This window comes from Roseobacter sp. HKCCD5988 (assembly GCF_037830355.1).
Taxonomy (GTDB): Bacteria; Pseudomonadota; Alphaproteobacteria; order Rhodobacterales; family Rhodobacteraceae; genus M30B80.
Window position 1 is genome coordinate 695,336 of sequence record NZ_JBBLYJ010000001.1, and the last position, 16,296, is coordinate 711,631.

Consider the following 16,296-nt stretch of genomic DNA (forward strand, 5'->3'; position numbering starts at 1 on the left):
GCGCTCAATTTGATCGTGCGGGGCTATTCCATTTCTCAGGTGCGGTCATGACTGAACAAAGCCCGAATGATATCTTCCACGCCTCAAGCTTTATGCAGGGGCATAATGCCGAATATCTCGAACAGCTTTACGCGCGTTATGCGCAAGACCCAAATTCGGTCGAAGAAAGTTGGCGGGCGTTTTTTGCTTCGCTTGGCGATGCACCAGCTGACGCAAAGGCCGAGGCCGCAGGCCCCTCTTGGGCGCGTGGTGACTGGCCGTTGCAGCCTGCCGATGATTTGACCCATGCGCTCACGGGTGAGTGGCCCGCCGCAGCGGTCGAAGTCAAAGGCGCAGAAAAGAAAATCCGCGAAAAGGCGGCAGATGCAGGCATCGAGTTGACCGATGCACAGGTGCAGCGCGCTGTTTTGGACAGTATCCGCGCACTGATGATCATCCGCGCCTATCGTATCCGTGGTCATTTGATTGCCGATATCGACCCGCTTGGCATGCGCGACCATATCCCCCACCCAGAACTTGATCTGCGCAGCTATGGTTTCACCGATGCGGATATGGATCGTCCGATTTTCATCGATAATGTTTTGGGCCTGCAAATGGCATCAATGCGCCAGATCATGGAGATCGTGAAGCGCACCTATTGTGGCACATTTGCCCTGCAATATATGCACATTTCTGATCCCGAGCAGTCCAGCTGGCTCAAAGAGCGGATTGAGGGTTATGGCAAAGAGATCGCCTTCACCCGAGAGGGCCGTAAGGCCATCTTGAACAAATTGGTCGAGGCCGAAGGTTTCGAGAAATTCCTCCATGTGAAATACATGGGCACAAAGCGTTTCGGCCTTGATGGTGGCGAGGCGTTGATCCCCGCGATGGAGCAAATCATCAAACGCGGTGGCGCGCTTGGCGTGAAGGAAATCGTGATTGGCATGCCCCACCGCGGGCGTCTCAGCGTTTTGGCCAATGTGATGGGCAAACCTTACCGCGCGATTTTCAACGAATTCCAAGGCGGCAGCTTTAAGCCTGAGGATGTCGATGGATCAGGGGATGTGAAATATCACTTGGGCGCGTCTTCGGATCGCACTTTTGATGATAACACTGTCCACCTTTCCTTGACCGCGAACCCAAGCCACCTTGAGGCGGTTAACCCCGTTGTTCTGGGCAAAGTGCGCGCCAAGCAAGATCAGTTGGGCGACACAGAACGTCACCAAGTTTTGGGTATCCTTTTGCATGGTGATGCGGCCTTTGCGGGGCAGGGTGTGGTTGCAGAAGGCTTGGGGCTTTCGGGACTGCGCGGTCACCGCACAGGCGGCACAATCCATATCGTGGTGAATAACCAAATCGGCTTCACCACTGCGCCCCATTTCAGCCGTTCCTCGCCCTATCCAACAGATATTGCTTTGATGGTTGAGGCGCCGATTTTCCATGTCAACGGGGACGATCCCGAAGCCGTTGTTCATGCTGCAAAAGTTGCTACGGAATTCCGTCAGAAATTCGGCAAAGATGTTGTGATTGATATCTTCTGCTATCGCCGCTTTGGTCACAACGAAGGCGATGAGCCGATGTTCACCAACCCGATGATGTATAACCGCATCAAGAAGCACAAAACGACCTTGCAACTCTATACCGAGCGTTTGGTGCAGGACGGGCTGATCCCCGAAGGTGAAATCGAAGATATGAAGGCGGCCTTCCAAGCCCGTCTGAATGACGAGTTTGAGGCAGGTAAGGAATATAAGCCTAACAAAGCGGATTGGCTTGATGGCCGTTGGAGTCATCTCAACCGCGAGGGCGAGGATTACCAACGCGGTGAGACAGCAATCAAGCCCAAGACGATGAAAGAGATCGGCAAGGCCTTGGTGACCGCGCCCCAGAACTTCGTGCTGCATAAGACTGTGGCGCGTCTTTTGGAAACGAAACAAGAGATGTTCGACACCGGCCAAGGGTTTGATTGGGCGACTGCCGAGGCTTTGGCCTTTGGCAGCTTGCTGACCGAAGGATATCCAGTTCGCCTTGCAGGCCAAGACAGCACCCGTGGCACATTCAGCCAGCGCCATTCGGGCCTGATCCATCAGGAGAGCGAGGAACGCTATTATCCTCTCAATAACATTCGTGAGGGCCAAGCGCGCTACGAGGTCATCGACTCGATGCTGTCCGAATATGCGGTGCTGGGCTTTGAATATGGCTACAGCCTTGCGGAACCGAATGCCTTGGTCATGTGGGAAGCGCAATTTGGTGATTTCGCCAATGGCGCACAAATCATGTTTGACCAATTCATCTCATCGGGCGAAAGCAAATGGTTGCGGATGTCTGGATTGGTGATGCTGTTGCCGCACGGGTTTGAGGGCCAAGGCCCCGAGCATTCCTCCGCGCGTCTTGAGCGGTTCTTGCAAATGTGCGGTCAAGATAACTGGATTGTGGCCAATTGCACCACACCGGCCAATTATTTCCATATCTTGCGCCGCCAGATCCATCGCAGCTTCCGTAAGCCATTGGTTCTGATGACGCCGAAATCCCTTTTGCGGCATAAAAAGGCCGTCTCACGGGCGGAGGAGTTCACAACAGGGTCTTCCTTCCACCGCGTGCTGTGGGATGATGCCCAATATGGCAGTTCGGATCTCAAGCTGAAATCAGACGATAAAATCCGCCGTGTCGTCATCAGTTCAGGCAAGGTCTATTATGACTTGCTTGAAGAGCGCGATGCGCGTGGTCTGGATGATGTCTATCTCTTGCGTCTTGAGCAATTCTATCCATTCCCTGCGATGTCGCTGATGAAGGAATTGGAGCGCTTTAAGACCGCAGAGATTGTCTGGTGTCAGGAAGAGCCGAAAAACCAAGGGGCTTGGACATTCGTTGAACCAAATCTTGAATGGGTTCTGACACGGATTGGGGCAACCCATAGCCGCGCCACTTATTCAGGCCGCGCTGCTTCGGCTTCGCCTGCGACTGGCCTAGCCTCACAACATAAAGCACAGCAAACCGCGCTCATCAACGAAGCGCTGACGATCGAAGGGTAAAGACAATGGCGACAGAAGTCCGCGTGCCCACTTTGGGCGAATCCGTGACCGAGGCCACCGTGGCAACTTGGTTCAAAAAACCAGGGGATACAGTCGCGCAGGATGAGATGCTGTGCGAATTGGAAACCGATAAAGTGACTGTTGAAGTTCCTGCCCCCGCCGCAGGCACATTGGGCGAGATCGTTGCGGGCGAGGGCGAGACGGTTGGCGTTGATGCCTTGCTCGCCACAATTGCGGCCTCGGGTGCAGGCACCACTGCTGCGGCCCCTGCCGCAAAGCCAGCGGCCGCTGCGTCTTCGGGTGCATCGGTCGATATTATGGTTCCCGCGTTGGGCGAGTCTGTGACCGAAGCCACTATCGCCACATGGTTCAAACAGGTCGGCGATACGGTCGCGCAAGACGAGATGCTGTGTGAATTGGAAACGGACAAAGTGTCGGTCGAGGTTCCCGCCCCCGCTGCAGGTGTTTTGGCGCGCATTGATGCGGCCGAAGGTGCGACCGTAAATGCAGGCGGGCAGCTTGGTGTCATTTCCACCGTTGGCGCGGCTGTCGCCGCCCCTGCCGCAGCACCCGCTGCGGCCCCTGCTGCCGCTGCACCGACAAGCAGCGGTCGGGATGTAGAAGATGCCCCATCAGCCAAGAAGCTGATGGCGGAAAAAGGCATTGACCCCGCGGCTGTTCAAGGCTCGGGCAAGGATGGACGCATCATGAAAGAAGATGTTTTGAAGGCCGCAATTGCCCCCGCTGCAGCGCCTGCTGCTGCCCCTGCCGCCGCTCCGCGTGCGCCTGTCGCCGCCGAGGATGCTGCCCGCGAAGAACGGGTCAAAATGACCCGTCTGCGCCAGACGATTGCAAAGCGTCTGAAAGATGCGCAAAACACCGCAGCGATCCTGACCACCTATAACGAGGTGGACATGACCGAGGTGATGGCCCTGCGCAACGCCTATAAAGACGAGTTCGAAAAGAAGCACGGCGCGCGTTTGGGCTTTATGTCCTTCTTCACCAAGGCCTGTATCCACGCCTTGAAAGAGGTGCCTGAGGTGAACGCTGAAATCGATGGCACCGACATCGTCTACAAAAACTTTGTACATATGGGCATCGCGGCAGGCACGCCACAGGGTCTGGTTGTGCCAGTGATCCGTAACGCCGATCAGATGTCTTTTGCCGAAATCGAAAAGGCGATTGCCGAAAAGGGCAAGCGCGCGCGCGATGGCAAGCTGTCTATGGCCGAGATGCAGGGCGGCACGTTCACCATTTCGAATGGTGGGGTTTACGGCTCGCTCATGTCCTCGCCGATTTTGAACCCGCCACAATCGGGTATTTTGGGGATGCATAAAATCCAAGACCGCCCCATGGTCATCAATGGCGAGATCAAAATCCGCCCAATGATGTATCTGGCGTTGTCCTATGACCACCGCATTGTCGATGGTAAAGGCGCGGTGACCTTCCTTGTCCGCGTCAAGGATGCACTGGAAGACCCACGCCGTTTGTTGATGGATCTCTGATCCCCACAAACGACTGAGAACACGACCGCGAAACGCCCCCGTTCTGGCTGCATTGGATGGGGGCTTTTTGCTGCCTAATACCCTGCCGCGCGATCCACCAGATGCAAGAGGGTCTCGCCCGCCTCACCACGGCGGATATTCTCGGCAATGGTTTCCGATGCCGTCTCGGCCCTTGTGGCAGAGGCGATATGCGGGGTTACAGTGACCCGTGGATGGCGCCAATAGGGATGTGAGGCAGGCAGGGGTTCGATGGTGAAAACATCCAAAGTGGCCGCTGCGATCTTGCCTGTATCAAGGGCGGCCAAAAGCGCGGCATCCTCGATCAAACTGCCGCGCCCAGGGTTGATGATCTTGGCCCCATGGGGCAGGGCGGCGAGGGTGGTTTGATTGATCAGCCCGCGCGTGGCGGCGGTGTCGGGCAGAAGTGTTACCAAAATCTCGGCATGGCGCATTGCATCGAAAAGCCCGTCTTCACCATGATAGCACGCGATGCCTTCGATTGATTTGGGGCTTCGCGACCAGCCTGCGACATCAAAGCCAATCCGCGCAAGGCTTTGCGCTGCAGCCGCGCCCAATACACCAAGACCCAAGATGGTCACCTTGCGATCCCGCGCCAAGGGTGGCACCAAATTGGGGCGCCAGACCCCATCTTGCCCTGCAAGGAAATCGTCAATCATGAGGTGATAACGCAGCACATGACCCATGACGAATTCGAGCATACCTTGCGTTAGGCCATAATCGACCATGCGGGCAAGCGGCATGGTGATTGTTTCATTGCCGACAATATCCTCAACCCCTGCCCAAAGGCTAAGCACGGCCTTTGCGCGGGTGAAGGGGGTAAAATCCTGTAGCCCCGAATTGGGGGCGTAGATGATATAATCCACCTCAGCTGGGTCAGCTTCAGTGGTTAGGCCCGTGGTATCAACCCCTGCCTTCTGCAACGCCATGCGCAGTGCGGGTTCATATTCCGCCCATTTTTCAGATTTTGCAGCGAAAAGGATGGTGGGGGATGGCATGGCCTGCTCCTGAAATATGAGATGCGATTAGGGCTATCAGAGGGCGCAGGGCGGGAAAACCCGCCAATTTCACTTTAGCGTGGACGATGGATATGGGCCGATTGCACCAAACCAAACGCTGCTAAAAGCACCATCATTGCTGAGCCGCCATAAGAGACGAGCGGCAAAGGCACGCCCACCACGGGGGCCAACCCCATGACCATTGCCATATTGATCGCGAAGTAGAGGAAAAAGGTTGCTGCAATCCCAATGCTAAGCAGCGAGGCAAAGCGATCTTTGGTGGAAAGGGCCGTCCAAATACACAAGGCTACAATCAGTAGATAGATAAACAGGAGGGAGGATGCACCGATAAAGCCAAATTCCTCAGCCAAGGTCGTGAAGATGAAATCGGTGTGTTTTTCGGGCAAAAAGTTTAAGCGGCTTTGCGTGCCTTCCATAAATCCCCGTCCAGAAAACCCGCCCGATCCAAGCGCGATCTGACTTTGGGTGATGTGGTATCCGGCGCCAAGCGGGTCTTGGGTTGGATCGAGGAAGGTGTCGATGCGGCGGAATTGGTAATCTTTGATCAATTGCCATGATGTGCCGCGTGATGCGAACACAGCAAAGACCGCGCCCACGCCCGCCGCAATCAACCCGCCAAAATAGGCCCAGTGAACGCCTGCGGCAAAAACCACCGCGCCACCGCCCAAAAGCAGCAGGAGGGCTGTGCCCAAATCGGGCTGCTTGAGGGTCAAAAACACAGGCACCAAGATCAAGAGCAGGGGCGGCAGGATATAGAGCGGATGCGATTTCTTCGTGGTATCGAGGCGCGCATAATAGGCGGCCAAGACCATCACGATGGTGATTTTTGCCAATTCGGAGGGCTGCAAGCGGAACCCACCAAGGTCAATCCATCGTTGTGCGCCCATACCGACCGTGCCGAAAAACTCGACCACGAGCAGCAACACAAGCGAGAACGCATAGCCCAACCATGACACCATCCGCCAAAAGGCAATTGGGATCAGCGCGATGATGAACATTGCGGCCATGCCGAGCGCGAAACGCTGCACTTGCGGAATGACCCAAGGTCGTGTTGAGCCCCCCGCAACCGAATAAAGCATCATAAACCCGATGCAGGCTACAAGGGTCAGAAGTAACACAAGCGGCCAGTTGAAATACAGAACCTTGCGCCACCCGCTTGGCATCGTATTGATCTGGTAGAGTGAAAAACTCATGCGCGGCTTGTCCCTGTGGTGCCAGATGTTGGGGCATCTGGACTGCCGCGCCGCGGCAAAAGGGTCATGGCGGCATGGCGCTCCTGCACTGCCGCGCGCTGGTTTGCGGGATAGGCGTCCAACGGGGGCAGATCATCAAACATCGCATAAAGCAAAATGTCGCGCGCAAGGGGCGCTGCTGCCGCCGACCCACCGCCGCCATGTTCCACGATCAGGGCAATGGCATAGCGTGGTGCATGTGCGGGGGCATAGCCCACAAAAAGGGCATGATCGCGCCGCTCCCACGGCAGGTCTTCATTGCGGATCACGCCTGCGGCCCGCTCGGCGGCGGTGATATTGCGCACTTGGCTTGTGCCTGTTTTGCCCGCAATCAAATAGTCCTGCAAAACAGTGCGGCTGCCTAAGGCTGTGCCGCGCGACCCATTGGAGACTTCAAACATCCCATCGCGAATTTTTGCCAGATTGGCAGGATTTACATCCAAAGGCATGATGGCAGGGTAATCAGGTTCCACCCCGTCTACGCTGCGAATAAGGCGCGGATTAAGGTTTAGGCCAGAGGCAAGGCGCGCGGTCATCACAGCCAGTTGCAACGGTGAATTAAGAACAAAGCCCTGACCGATTGACGCGTTGAGCGTGTCGCCCATCACCCATGGCTCGCCACGGTTGGATAATTTCCAATCCATCGTGGGTGCAATGCCCGTTGCCACGCCTGAAAGAGGCACATCATGGCGCACGCCGCAGCCCAGCCGTTCGGCCATGGCTGAGATGGCATCAATGCCCACGCGTTGCGCAAGATCGTAATAATAGACGTCACAGCTTTGCGCGATGCTTTGCACCATATCCATCCGACCATGGCCGCCCCGCTTCCAGCAATGAAAGCGCCGATTGCCCAACTGTAGGGATCCACTACAAAACACAGTGTCGGACGGATCAATTAGCCCTGCCTCTAGCGCGGCCAAGGCCACGACCATTTTATAGGTCGATCCGGGCGGGTAGAGGCCCTGCGTGGCTTTATTGGCCAAGGGGCGGTAGGGGTCGGTGTTGAGCGTTTCCCAGATGGACGATGGGATGCCGCGCACAAAGAGGTTCGGATCATAGGTGGGCGCTGAGGCCAAGGCGAGAATGTCGCCATTTTGGGTGTCGATCACCACAGCGCCCGCGCTTTCGCCTTCAAGCCGCGCTTCGGCATAGTTTTGGAGATAGGCATCAACTGTCAGTCGCACATCCGCACCAGGTTGGGCCTCACTGCGGTCAAGCTCGCGCATCACGCGACCTGCGGCGTTCACCTCGACCCGCTTGCTGCCTGCGCGCCCGCGCAAGACATCCTCAAGCCGCGCTTCGACATTGTAGCGCCCGACTTGGAAATCGGGGATTTGCAGCACGGGATCCGTGTCCCCTGTCGTCTCAAGATAATAGTCCGAGACAGGCCCCACATAGCCCACAACGTGAGAGAAATCTGCCCCAAGCGGATAATCCCGCGACAATCCCACATCAGGCGTGATCCCTGGAAGTGCGGGGGCATTGACCGAAACCAGAGAGAACTCCTCCCATGATAGACGATCTGCGATGGTGACAGGCACGAAGGGCGGGCGGGACATCATCTCGTCACGTGCCCGATCTAGTTTCGCGCGGTCGATATTCACAATGCGGCTCAAGCGCGACAGCACCAAATCCACATCCCCCGCATCCTCGCGCACCATCGTGATGCGGTAATTGGGCGAGTTGTCGGCCAGAACTGTGCCATGGCGGTCATAGATCACCCCACGCGCAGGGGGCAATAGGCGGAGGTTGATCCGATTTTCTTCGGCCAAAAGCCGAAAATCATCAGCCCGCTCAAGTTGCAAATAACGCATGCGCCCTGCCAGCACGAGGCAGGTGGTGCTCATAAGCCCACCCAAAACCAACGCGCGGCGGGACATTTGCGCGTTATTATCTTGGTTTTTGCGTTTCTGACTGCGGGCCATGGTTAAACATTGTCTGGGTCTGCGGCGGATAGTTTATCCAAACCAAGCAAATATTTCGAGATCACAACCAGCGCGGGGTAAGCTGCGATGGTCACAATCGCGTGCAAGGCCACCTCGCCAAAGGGGGGCTGATCCGCCAAAAGCAATGTCAAAAGCACCCGCTCGGCCAAAGTAACAGACAAGATCACGGCGATCACAGTGCCGAACTCGCTGAGAAACGTCATGTTTTCGATTTGCGGTTGGCGTTTGCGCAGACTTTCGGTGGCTAAGACTATCAGCAGCGCACCCAAGCCGACAGGCGCGTGGGTCAAAAAGTCTGAGATCAAGAAAACGATGGCAATAGCCCCAAGCGGGACAACATTGGGATGCCTGAGCAGCCAAGCAAGGGTTAGCGCCGTGATCAAGTCGGGGCTTGGCAGACTACCTTCGTCAAAACCTAAAGGCAGGATTTGCCAAAGAAGGATGAACAGGCAGAGCGCCAGATAATAAGCGCGATAAATCCATATGCGGAGGGTCAAAGGGTCGGTCATGTGCCATCCCCCTCCGTGTCTTGTGCTGCGGCGGTTTCTGGCACGGGGTCGGCTTCGATCTGATCCCCTGTTCCCCCATTTTCGGGCAAGGGCGGGCCGATCAATGTGTCGCTGTCATTGAGCGGCACAACATCAGGGTTGCGCATGACCCGTAGGAAATTCAGCCGACCAAAATCAGCAGCAAGCCGTGCGCGCAGGTCGCGTTCTGGGTCAACGACCACTTGGCCAACCAACAGCCCCGCAGGGTATAATCCGTCCGCGCCCGATGTCACGATACGATCCCCTGCGGCGATGTCTTCGGGGGTTTCGATGAAATCAATAAGCGGGGCGGCGCTGTTGTCGCCTGTCAGCAAGGCCTGCTGCCCAGATGGTTGGATCAATACAGGCACGCGGCTGTTGCTATCGGTCAACAATAAAACGCGCGCTGTGCGTTCCCCAAGGCCCGCGATCCGTCCGACCAAGCCAAGCCCGTCCATAGCGGCCCATCCGTCTTCCACCCCATCGCGCGCGCCCACATTCAGCAGAACTGAGCGGCGGAACGGCGATCCGCTATCAGCCAAAACAATCCCTGAAATCCAAGTCAGCGATGGGTCAGGCTGAACGCGGTTCAAATCCAAGAGGCGGGCATTTTCTTGTTCAAGCTGAATCGCCGCCTCGCGCCATGCGCGCATCTGTTGCAACTCGCGGCGCAGCTGTTCGTTCTGTTCGTAGAGGCGCGCGTAAGATTGGAAATCATCGACCATCCGCGCAAGCCCAGTAACGGGTGCCATAGCCCATTCCATGTTGGGAACGATGCGATCTACCACAGCGGCGCGGATGCGTTCTGCGCGCGGGTTGTCAACGCGCCACAGCAAGATGAACCCGAAAAGGACGATGATCAGAATGACCACCAAAAGGCGGCGTGTTGGATTGGCGAGATTTTCCTCGTGTCTATCCCGTGCCATATCCGCATAACCTTGTCATCTCGCCTCAGCCTCTCTGCCCGTAGACAGGAGACTGACCCAATCACGACTCGTAATCAATGGCGTGGCGGAGTTGCTTTTCATATTCAAGCGCCTTGCCCGTGCCAAGTGCGACGCAATTGAGGCTTTCATCCGCAACGGAAATGGCGAGGCCAGTCTGTTCACGCAGCGCCAGATCAAGTTCGCCCAAGAGTGCACCGCCACCTGTCAGCATAACCCCGCGATCTACGATATCAGCCGCCAAATCTGGTGGTGTCGCTTCAAGCGCGCTCATCACCGCCTCGCAAATCTGTTGCACAGGTTCAGACAGCGCCTCGGCCACATGGGCTTGGTTCAGTTCAATCTCTTTTGGAACCCCGTTTAAAAGGTCACGGCCACGGATTGCCATAACTTGCCCTTTGCCATCACGCGGCATGATTGCGGTGCCGATGGTTGTTTTGATCCGCTCAGCCGTGCTTTCCCCAACAAGCAAGTTATGCTGACGGCGCAGATAGGAGATGATTGCCTCATCCATGCGGTCGCCGCCGACCCGAACAGAGCGGGCATAGACCACATCTGCAAGTGACAAGACCGCCACCTCTGTGGTGCCGCCGCCAATATCAACAACCATGTTGCCCGTTGGGTCTGTGATGGGCATCCCTGCGCCAATGGCGGCTGCGATGGGTTCTGAGATCAGGCCCGCCTTGCGCGCGCCTGCGCCCAACACGGACTGACGAATTGCGCGCTTTTCAACGGGGGTGGCCCCGTGCGGCACGCAAACGATAATCTTTGGCTTAGTGAAAGTTGTGCTTTTATGCACTTTGCGAATGAAATGTTTGATCATTTCTTCCGCAACATCGAAATCTGCAATCACCCCATCCCGCATCGGACGGATCGCCTGAATGGAACCAGGGGTGCGGCCCAGCATCAGCTTGGCATCCTCGCCAAAGGCCAGTGCCTTTTTCACGCCGTCCTTGACCTGATAAGCCACCACGGAGGGTTCGTTAAGAACAACACCCTTGCCACGCACATAGACCAGCGTGTTTGCGGTGCCCAAATCAATCGCCATATCGGCAGTGAATAGTCGTCCAAGTCCAAAGGCCATAATGTGGCGATCCCAAATAGTCATCCTACGCAGCCGAGGTTGACCCGTTAGCAGCCGATCATCCTCTGAACCGCATATAGGCAAAGGCCCATGGTAAGGTAAAGAACAATAAGGGCGTTTTTACCAAACCGCCGATGGTTGTAGCAAAAATCCGCCCCAAATGTGGGGCGGATTTTAGGATTGGCTTAGTTTGCGTCCCGATAGGAAACCTCCTTGCGGTCGCCGCCCGCTTTCCCACGCCGCAGGATCAGACGATTGAGCGCGTTGATATAGGCCTTCACGCTTGCCACAACGGTATCGGTATCTGCTGATTGCGCGGTTGCAATGCGTCCCTCTTCTTCCATCCGCACCGAGACGGTGGCTTGCGCATCGGTGCCTTCGGTCACCGCATGCACTTGGTAAAGTTGCAAACGGGCCGAATGTGGGAAGGCTTGTTTGACGGCATTAAAGGCGGCATCCACAGGGCCATCACCCGTTGCCACAACAGTTTTTTCTTCATCTCCCACACGGATCACCAGATCCGCATTCTGGGGGGCTTCGGTGCCGCAGATGACACGCAGGAATTTCAGTTCCAGATGGTCAGAGGCATCAATGGCGCCTGCATCTGTCACCAAGGCGATGATATCATCGTCAAACACTTCTTTCTTGCGGTCTGCCAATGCTTTGAAGCGCACGAATACATCGTTGAGCTGATTATCGGCCAATTCAAAGCCCAAATCCCTGAGCTTTGCGCGCAAGGCCGCGCGACCAGAGTGCTTGCCCAGTGGCAGCGATGTCCCAGAGAGGCCGATATCCTCGGGGCGCATGATTTCGAACGTATCGGCCGATTTCAGCATTCCATCTTGGTGGATGCCCGATTCATGCGCAAAGGCATTTTTACCGACAATCGCCTTGTTGAACTGCACAGCAAACCCTGAAACTGTGCTAACGCGGCGCGAGATGTGCATGATTTTCTTAGCATCCACGCGGGTGTGATAGGGCATGATGTCATTGCGCACGCGCATGGCCATCACGACCTCCTCAAGGGCGGTGTTTCCTGCCCGCTCACCCAAGCCGTTGATGGTGCATTCAATCTGACGCGCCCCGCCTTCTACTGCGGCCAAGGCATTGGCGGTCGCCATGCCGAGGTCATTGTGACAATGGGTGGCGAAGATGACATCCTCTGCGCCAGGCACATCCGCGATAAGGCGTTCAATCAGGCGCGCGCTCTCGCGGGGGGCTGTGTAGCCGACTGTGTCGGGGATGTTGATGGTGGTCGCGCCTGCCTTGATGGCAATTTCTACAACGCGCTTGAGATAATCCCATTCGGTGCGGGTGGCGTCCATCGGCGACCATTGGATATTGTCGCAAAGATTGCGCGCATGGCTGACCGTCTCGTGGATGCGCTCGGCCATTTGATCCATCGAGAGGTTCGGGATCGCGCGGTGTTGGGGCGAGGTGCCGATAAACGTGTGGATGCGCGGGCTTTTGGCGTGGCGAACCGCCTCCCAGCAGCGGTCAATGTCTTTGAAATTCGCACGCGCAAGGCCGCAGATCGTGGCATTTTGGGTTTGCTTGGCAATCTCGGAGACAGCCGCAAAATCACCTTCTGAGGCAATTGGAAAGCCAGCCTCGATGATATCAACACCCATCTCGTCAAGAAGGGCTGCGATCTCGAGCTTTTCAGCATGGCTCATGGTCGCGCCTGGGCTTTGTTCGCCATCGCGCAATGTCGTGTCAAAAATCAAGACGCGGTTTTTATCGTTCGTCATTGGGTTCTCTCCCCAGCCAGTCTTTTGCGGCCCTGTGCATCTGCAAAGCGGCCTTGTCAATCAATGATGCTTTGTTTTGGTGAAGCTTTCGGCGCTAAATCCCCCCTGAGCGGTCGCGCCGACTGGCACGCTCAGAGGCGGCTAAGAAGAAGCGCTAGCAATGCGTTTAGGCCGCCTGCTGGGCGGCTGTGCATCGCTGTCATATGTATCGCAGTCTTGGTCATGATGCGCCGACTATGCCGCGCAAGATCAGGGATGAAAACCCCCTTTTTCACCCCAATGTCAAACTTGCCCCGCCTGCGCCGCCCCCTACATCACGCCCTATGACAGAGAATAGATTTCAGCGCGTTCTCATTGTGGGCGCATCAGGTGGCATCGGGCGCGCATTGGTTGCCCATTATCGCGAAAGTGGTGCTGAGGTGTCTAGCCTGTCGCGCCGCGAGGACGGCTTTGATCTGACCGCGCCTGCCACAGTCGAGGCCCATTTAGCGGCACAAACTGGCCCATTTGATTTGGTCGTTGTCGCCACAGGGGCGCTTGAGATTGACGGCAAAGGCCCTGAGAAATCTTTAAGCCACGTCAATGCAGACGCGCTTGCGCGGCAATTTGCCATCAACGCCATTGGCCCCGCTTTGATCTTGCGCCATGTGCCGCGCTTGATGGATCAGCAGGGCGCGGGCGTCTGTGCCGTCTTGTCCGCGCGGGTGGGATCGATCGGGGATAACCGCGCCGGCGGGTGGTATGGCTATCGGGCGGCAAAGGCTGCGGTCAATCAGATCGTGCGGACAGGGGCGATTGAATTGGCGCGCAGTCACAAAGGCGCGGCCTTGATTGCCCTACATCCTGGCACAGTGCGCACAAAATTCACCGAAAACTATCTTGGGCGCCATCCTGCCGTTGCGCCCGAGGAGGCCGCCGCGAATATCGCGCGTGTTTTGGCAGGGATCGGCCCCGCGCAAACAGGCCAGTTTTTCGATTGGAAAGGCGAGCCTGTGCCATGGTGAATTCCCCGCCCCGCTTGATCCTGATTTTAGGGGATCAATTAAGTCCCGCTATCGTGGCGTTGCGCGAAGCAGATAAATCCCGCGACATCGTGGTCATGGCTGAAGTGTGGGATGAAGCGAGCTATGTGCCGCATCATCCCAAAAAAATTGCCTTGATCTTTGCAGCAATGCGCAAATTCGCGCAAGAATTGCGGAATGATGGCTGGTCTGTCGCATACACCCGCCTTGACGATGCGCAAAATGCGCAATCCTTGGTGGGTGAAGTCATCCGCCGCGCTGCTGAAACCGGCGCACAAGAGGCGATTGCCACAGCCCCTGCCGAATGGCGCGTGATTGCCGCCTTGGAGGATTGCCCAATCCCCGTTCATCAATTTCCTGATGATCGTTTTTTGTGTCATACCTCAGAATTCGCCGATTGGGCCGAAGGGCGTAAAGAATTGCGAATGGAGTTTTTTTACCGCGAAATGCGCCGCAAAACAGGGATTTTGATGGCGGGTGATTACCCTGAAGGGGGAAAATGGAACTTCGACCATGACAATCGCGAACCGCCAAAGGAGGGGCTGTCCAATCGTATGCCCCCACAATTTGAACCAGATGAAACCGTCCTTGAGGTGCTTGATCTGGTTGAGTTGCGATTTGGCGCACATTTTGGCCGCTTGCGCCCCTTTTGGTTTGCGACAACCCGCGCCGAGGCTTTGGTCGCGTTAGAAGATTTCATCCAGAACCGCCTCCCTGATTTTGGGCGGTATCAAGATGCAATGGTGCAGGGCGAGGCGTTTCTGAACCATTCGATCTTGTCGATGTATTTGAACATTGGGCTGTTGAATTGGCGCGAGATTTGTGAGGCGGCTGAGGCAGCCTACCGCAAAGGAACGGCGCCCCTAAATTCGGTCGAGGGGTTCATTCGCCAGATCATTGGTTGGCGTGAATATATTCGCGGCATTTATTTCCGTGAGGGGCCAGATTACACATCGCGCAACGCGCTTGGGCATAGCCGTAGCTTGCCTGCGTTGTACTGGTCGGGCGATACGGACATGGCCTGTCTGCGGGATGCGATCCTGCAAACGCGTGACCATGCCTATTCGCACCACATCCAACGCTTGATGGTGACAGGGAATTTTGCGCTTCTTGCGGGGGTTGATCCCAAAGAGGTGCATGAATGGTATCTGGCGGTTTATGCCGATGCCTTTGAATGGGTCGAAGCTCCCAATGTGATTGGGATGAGCCAATTCGCCGATGGCGGCATTGTGGCCTCAAAACCATATGTCTCGGGCGGCAATTATATCCATAAGATGTCAAATCATTGTGGGCGTTGCGCTTATAAGGTGAAAGAAAAAATTGGGGCGCAAGCCTGCCCCTTTAATGCGTTATATTGGCATTTCTTGATCCGAAACAAAGAAAAATTCGCAAAAAATCCGCGTATGGCGCAAATGTATCGCGTTTGGGCCAAGATGGATGCCGATACACGCGCCGCAACCCTTGAGACAGCCGAGGCCAATTTGGCGCGGCTTGATCAATTGTGAGGATCATTTTGGGGCTTCCCAAACCCGTGGGATTTTGCACATAGCTTAATGGTGCCTCCTGCCGATCATTGGGATCGGGGCAGGGTGGTGCGATGGGTTTCTGACATGATGGATGTTTACGCTGCCCCCGCGGCATTCACCGAGGCTGAATGTCTGCGTATTTTGGATCAGATCGCGCCTGCCCCTACCCGCGATGCGAAACTGGTGGGACTAGCGCAGCACCATAATGTGCGCCGTGCGGATCTGGTTTGGTTGGACGAGGTCGAGGGATGCGAATGGGTGACCGAGCGCGCGATTGATCTTGTGCGCGTGGCCAATCGTGAGATGTTTGATTTCGACATCACCGATTTTTCCGAAAGCCCACAGGTTGCCCGATATGACAGCAGCCGCGAAGGTCATTTTGATTGGCATTCCGATATTGGGGATGGCCGATTGGCCGCGCGGCGCAAATTAACCATTGTCATCCAACTTGATGCAGGGGTGGGATATCAGGGCGGGGATTTGCAGATCATGCCAAGCAACCACACTGTGACTGCCGCACGCGGGCGTGGGGATGCGGTGATGTTTCCGTCTTTCATGTTGCATCGGGTGACGCCCGTCACCAAAGGCACGCGCCATTCGCTGACCTTGTGGTGTCACGGCCCAAGCTTTCGCTAATGGGATTTCGCAACATCTCACCCGCAGCGATATGGACAAATCTGATGGGCTGTGAAACACGGGGCGCTTGAAACACAG

General features: G+C 56.2%; 12 protein-coding genes. 5 read left to right on the plus strand and 7 right to left on the minus strand.

Annotated elements, in window-relative coordinates; genetic code table 11:
• Positions 1-47: 47 nt before the first annotated feature.
• Positions 48-3,008, plus strand: a complete 2,961-nt coding sequence (locus AAC636_RS03500) for a 2-oxoglutarate dehydrogenase E1 component (protein ID WP_340300426.1) — start codon at positions 48-50, stop codon at positions 3,006-3,008.
• Positions 3,009-3,013: 5 nt separating this feature from the next.
• Positions 3,014-4,513 carry a 2-oxoglutarate dehydrogenase complex dihydrolipoyllysine-residue succinyltransferase gene (gene odhB, locus AAC636_RS03505; RefSeq protein ID WP_340300427.1) on the plus strand — a complete coding sequence of 500 codons (1,500 nt, stop codon included), beginning with the start codon at positions 3,014-3,016 and terminating at the stop codon, positions 4,511-4,513.
• Positions 4,514-4,587: 74 nt separating this feature from the next.
• Here the strand turns inward: odhB and AAC636_RS03510 are convergent, their stop codons facing one another.
• The 7 genes from AAC636_RS03510 to AAC636_RS03540 all read right to left on the minus strand — a co-directional run bounded on the left by AAC636_RS03510 (position 4,588) and on the right by AAC636_RS03540 (position 13,034).
• Complete coding sequence (locus tag AAC636_RS03510) at positions 4,588-5,529, minus strand: 2-hydroxyacid dehydrogenase (RefSeq protein WP_340300428.1); 942 nt, start codon at positions 5,527-5,529, stop codon at positions 4,588-4,590.
• A gap of 74 nt (positions 5,530-5,603) precedes the next feature.
• Positions 5,604-6,743, minus strand: coding sequence for a rod shape-determining protein RodA (rodA, locus tag AAC636_RS03515; RefSeq protein ID WP_340252593.1), 1,140 nt, complete (start codon positions 6,741-6,743; stop codon positions 5,604-5,606).
• Positions 6,740-8,707, minus strand: coding sequence for a penicillin-binding protein 2 (mrdA, locus tag AAC636_RS03520; RefSeq protein ID WP_340300429.1), 1,968 nt, complete (start codon positions 8,705-8,707; stop codon positions 6,740-6,742). The genes rodA and mrdA overlap by 4 nt, the downstream gene beginning before the upstream one ends.
• A 2-nt stretch (positions 8,708-8,709) precedes the next feature.
• Positions 8,710-9,237 (minus strand): hypothetical protein, encoded by a 528-nt coding sequence (locus tag AAC636_RS03525; RefSeq protein ID WP_340261759.1) that lies wholly within the window; start codon positions 9,235-9,237, stop codon positions 8,710-8,712.
• A complete protein-coding gene (gene mreC, locus AAC636_RS03530) occupies positions 9,234-10,181 on the minus strand; it encodes a rod shape-determining protein MreC (protein ID WP_340300430.1) in 948 nt (315 codons plus the stop codon). The genes AAC636_RS03525 and mreC overlap by 4 nt, the downstream gene beginning before the upstream one ends.
• 61 nt (positions 10,182-10,242) lie before the next feature.
• Entirely contained in the window at positions 10,243-11,283 is a 1,041-nt protein-coding gene (locus tag AAC636_RS03535) for a rod shape-determining protein (RefSeq protein ID WP_317656701.1), read from the minus strand.
• 185 nt (positions 11,284-11,468) lie between these two features.
• Entirely contained in the window at positions 11,469-13,034 is a 1,566-nt protein-coding gene (locus AAC636_RS03540) for a 2-isopropylmalate synthase (protein WP_340252585.1), read from the minus strand.
• A 323-nt stretch (positions 13,035-13,357) separates the two neighbouring features.
• Between AAC636_RS03540 and AAC636_RS03545 the strand changes: the two genes are divergently transcribed.
• The 3 genes from AAC636_RS03545 to AAC636_RS03555 all read left to right on the plus strand — a co-directional run bounded on the left by AAC636_RS03545 (position 13,358) and on the right by AAC636_RS03555 (position 16,218).
• Positions 13,358-14,038 (plus strand): SDR family NAD(P)-dependent oxidoreductase, encoded by a 681-nt coding sequence (locus AAC636_RS03545; RefSeq protein ID WP_340252583.1) that lies wholly within the window; start codon positions 13,358-13,360, stop codon positions 14,036-14,038.
• A complete protein-coding gene (locus AAC636_RS03550; RefSeq protein WP_340300431.1) occupies positions 14,032-15,561 on the plus strand; it encodes a cryptochrome/photolyase family protein in 1,530 nt (509 codons plus the stop codon). The genes AAC636_RS03545 and AAC636_RS03550 overlap by 7 nt, the downstream gene beginning before the upstream one ends.
• Before the next feature lie 105 nt (positions 15,562-15,666).
• A complete protein-coding gene (locus AAC636_RS03555) occupies positions 15,667-16,218 on the plus strand; it encodes a 2OG-Fe(II) oxygenase (RefSeq protein WP_340300432.1) in 552 nt (183 codons plus the stop codon).
• The last annotated feature ends 78 nt before the right edge of the window (positions 16,219-16,296 follow it).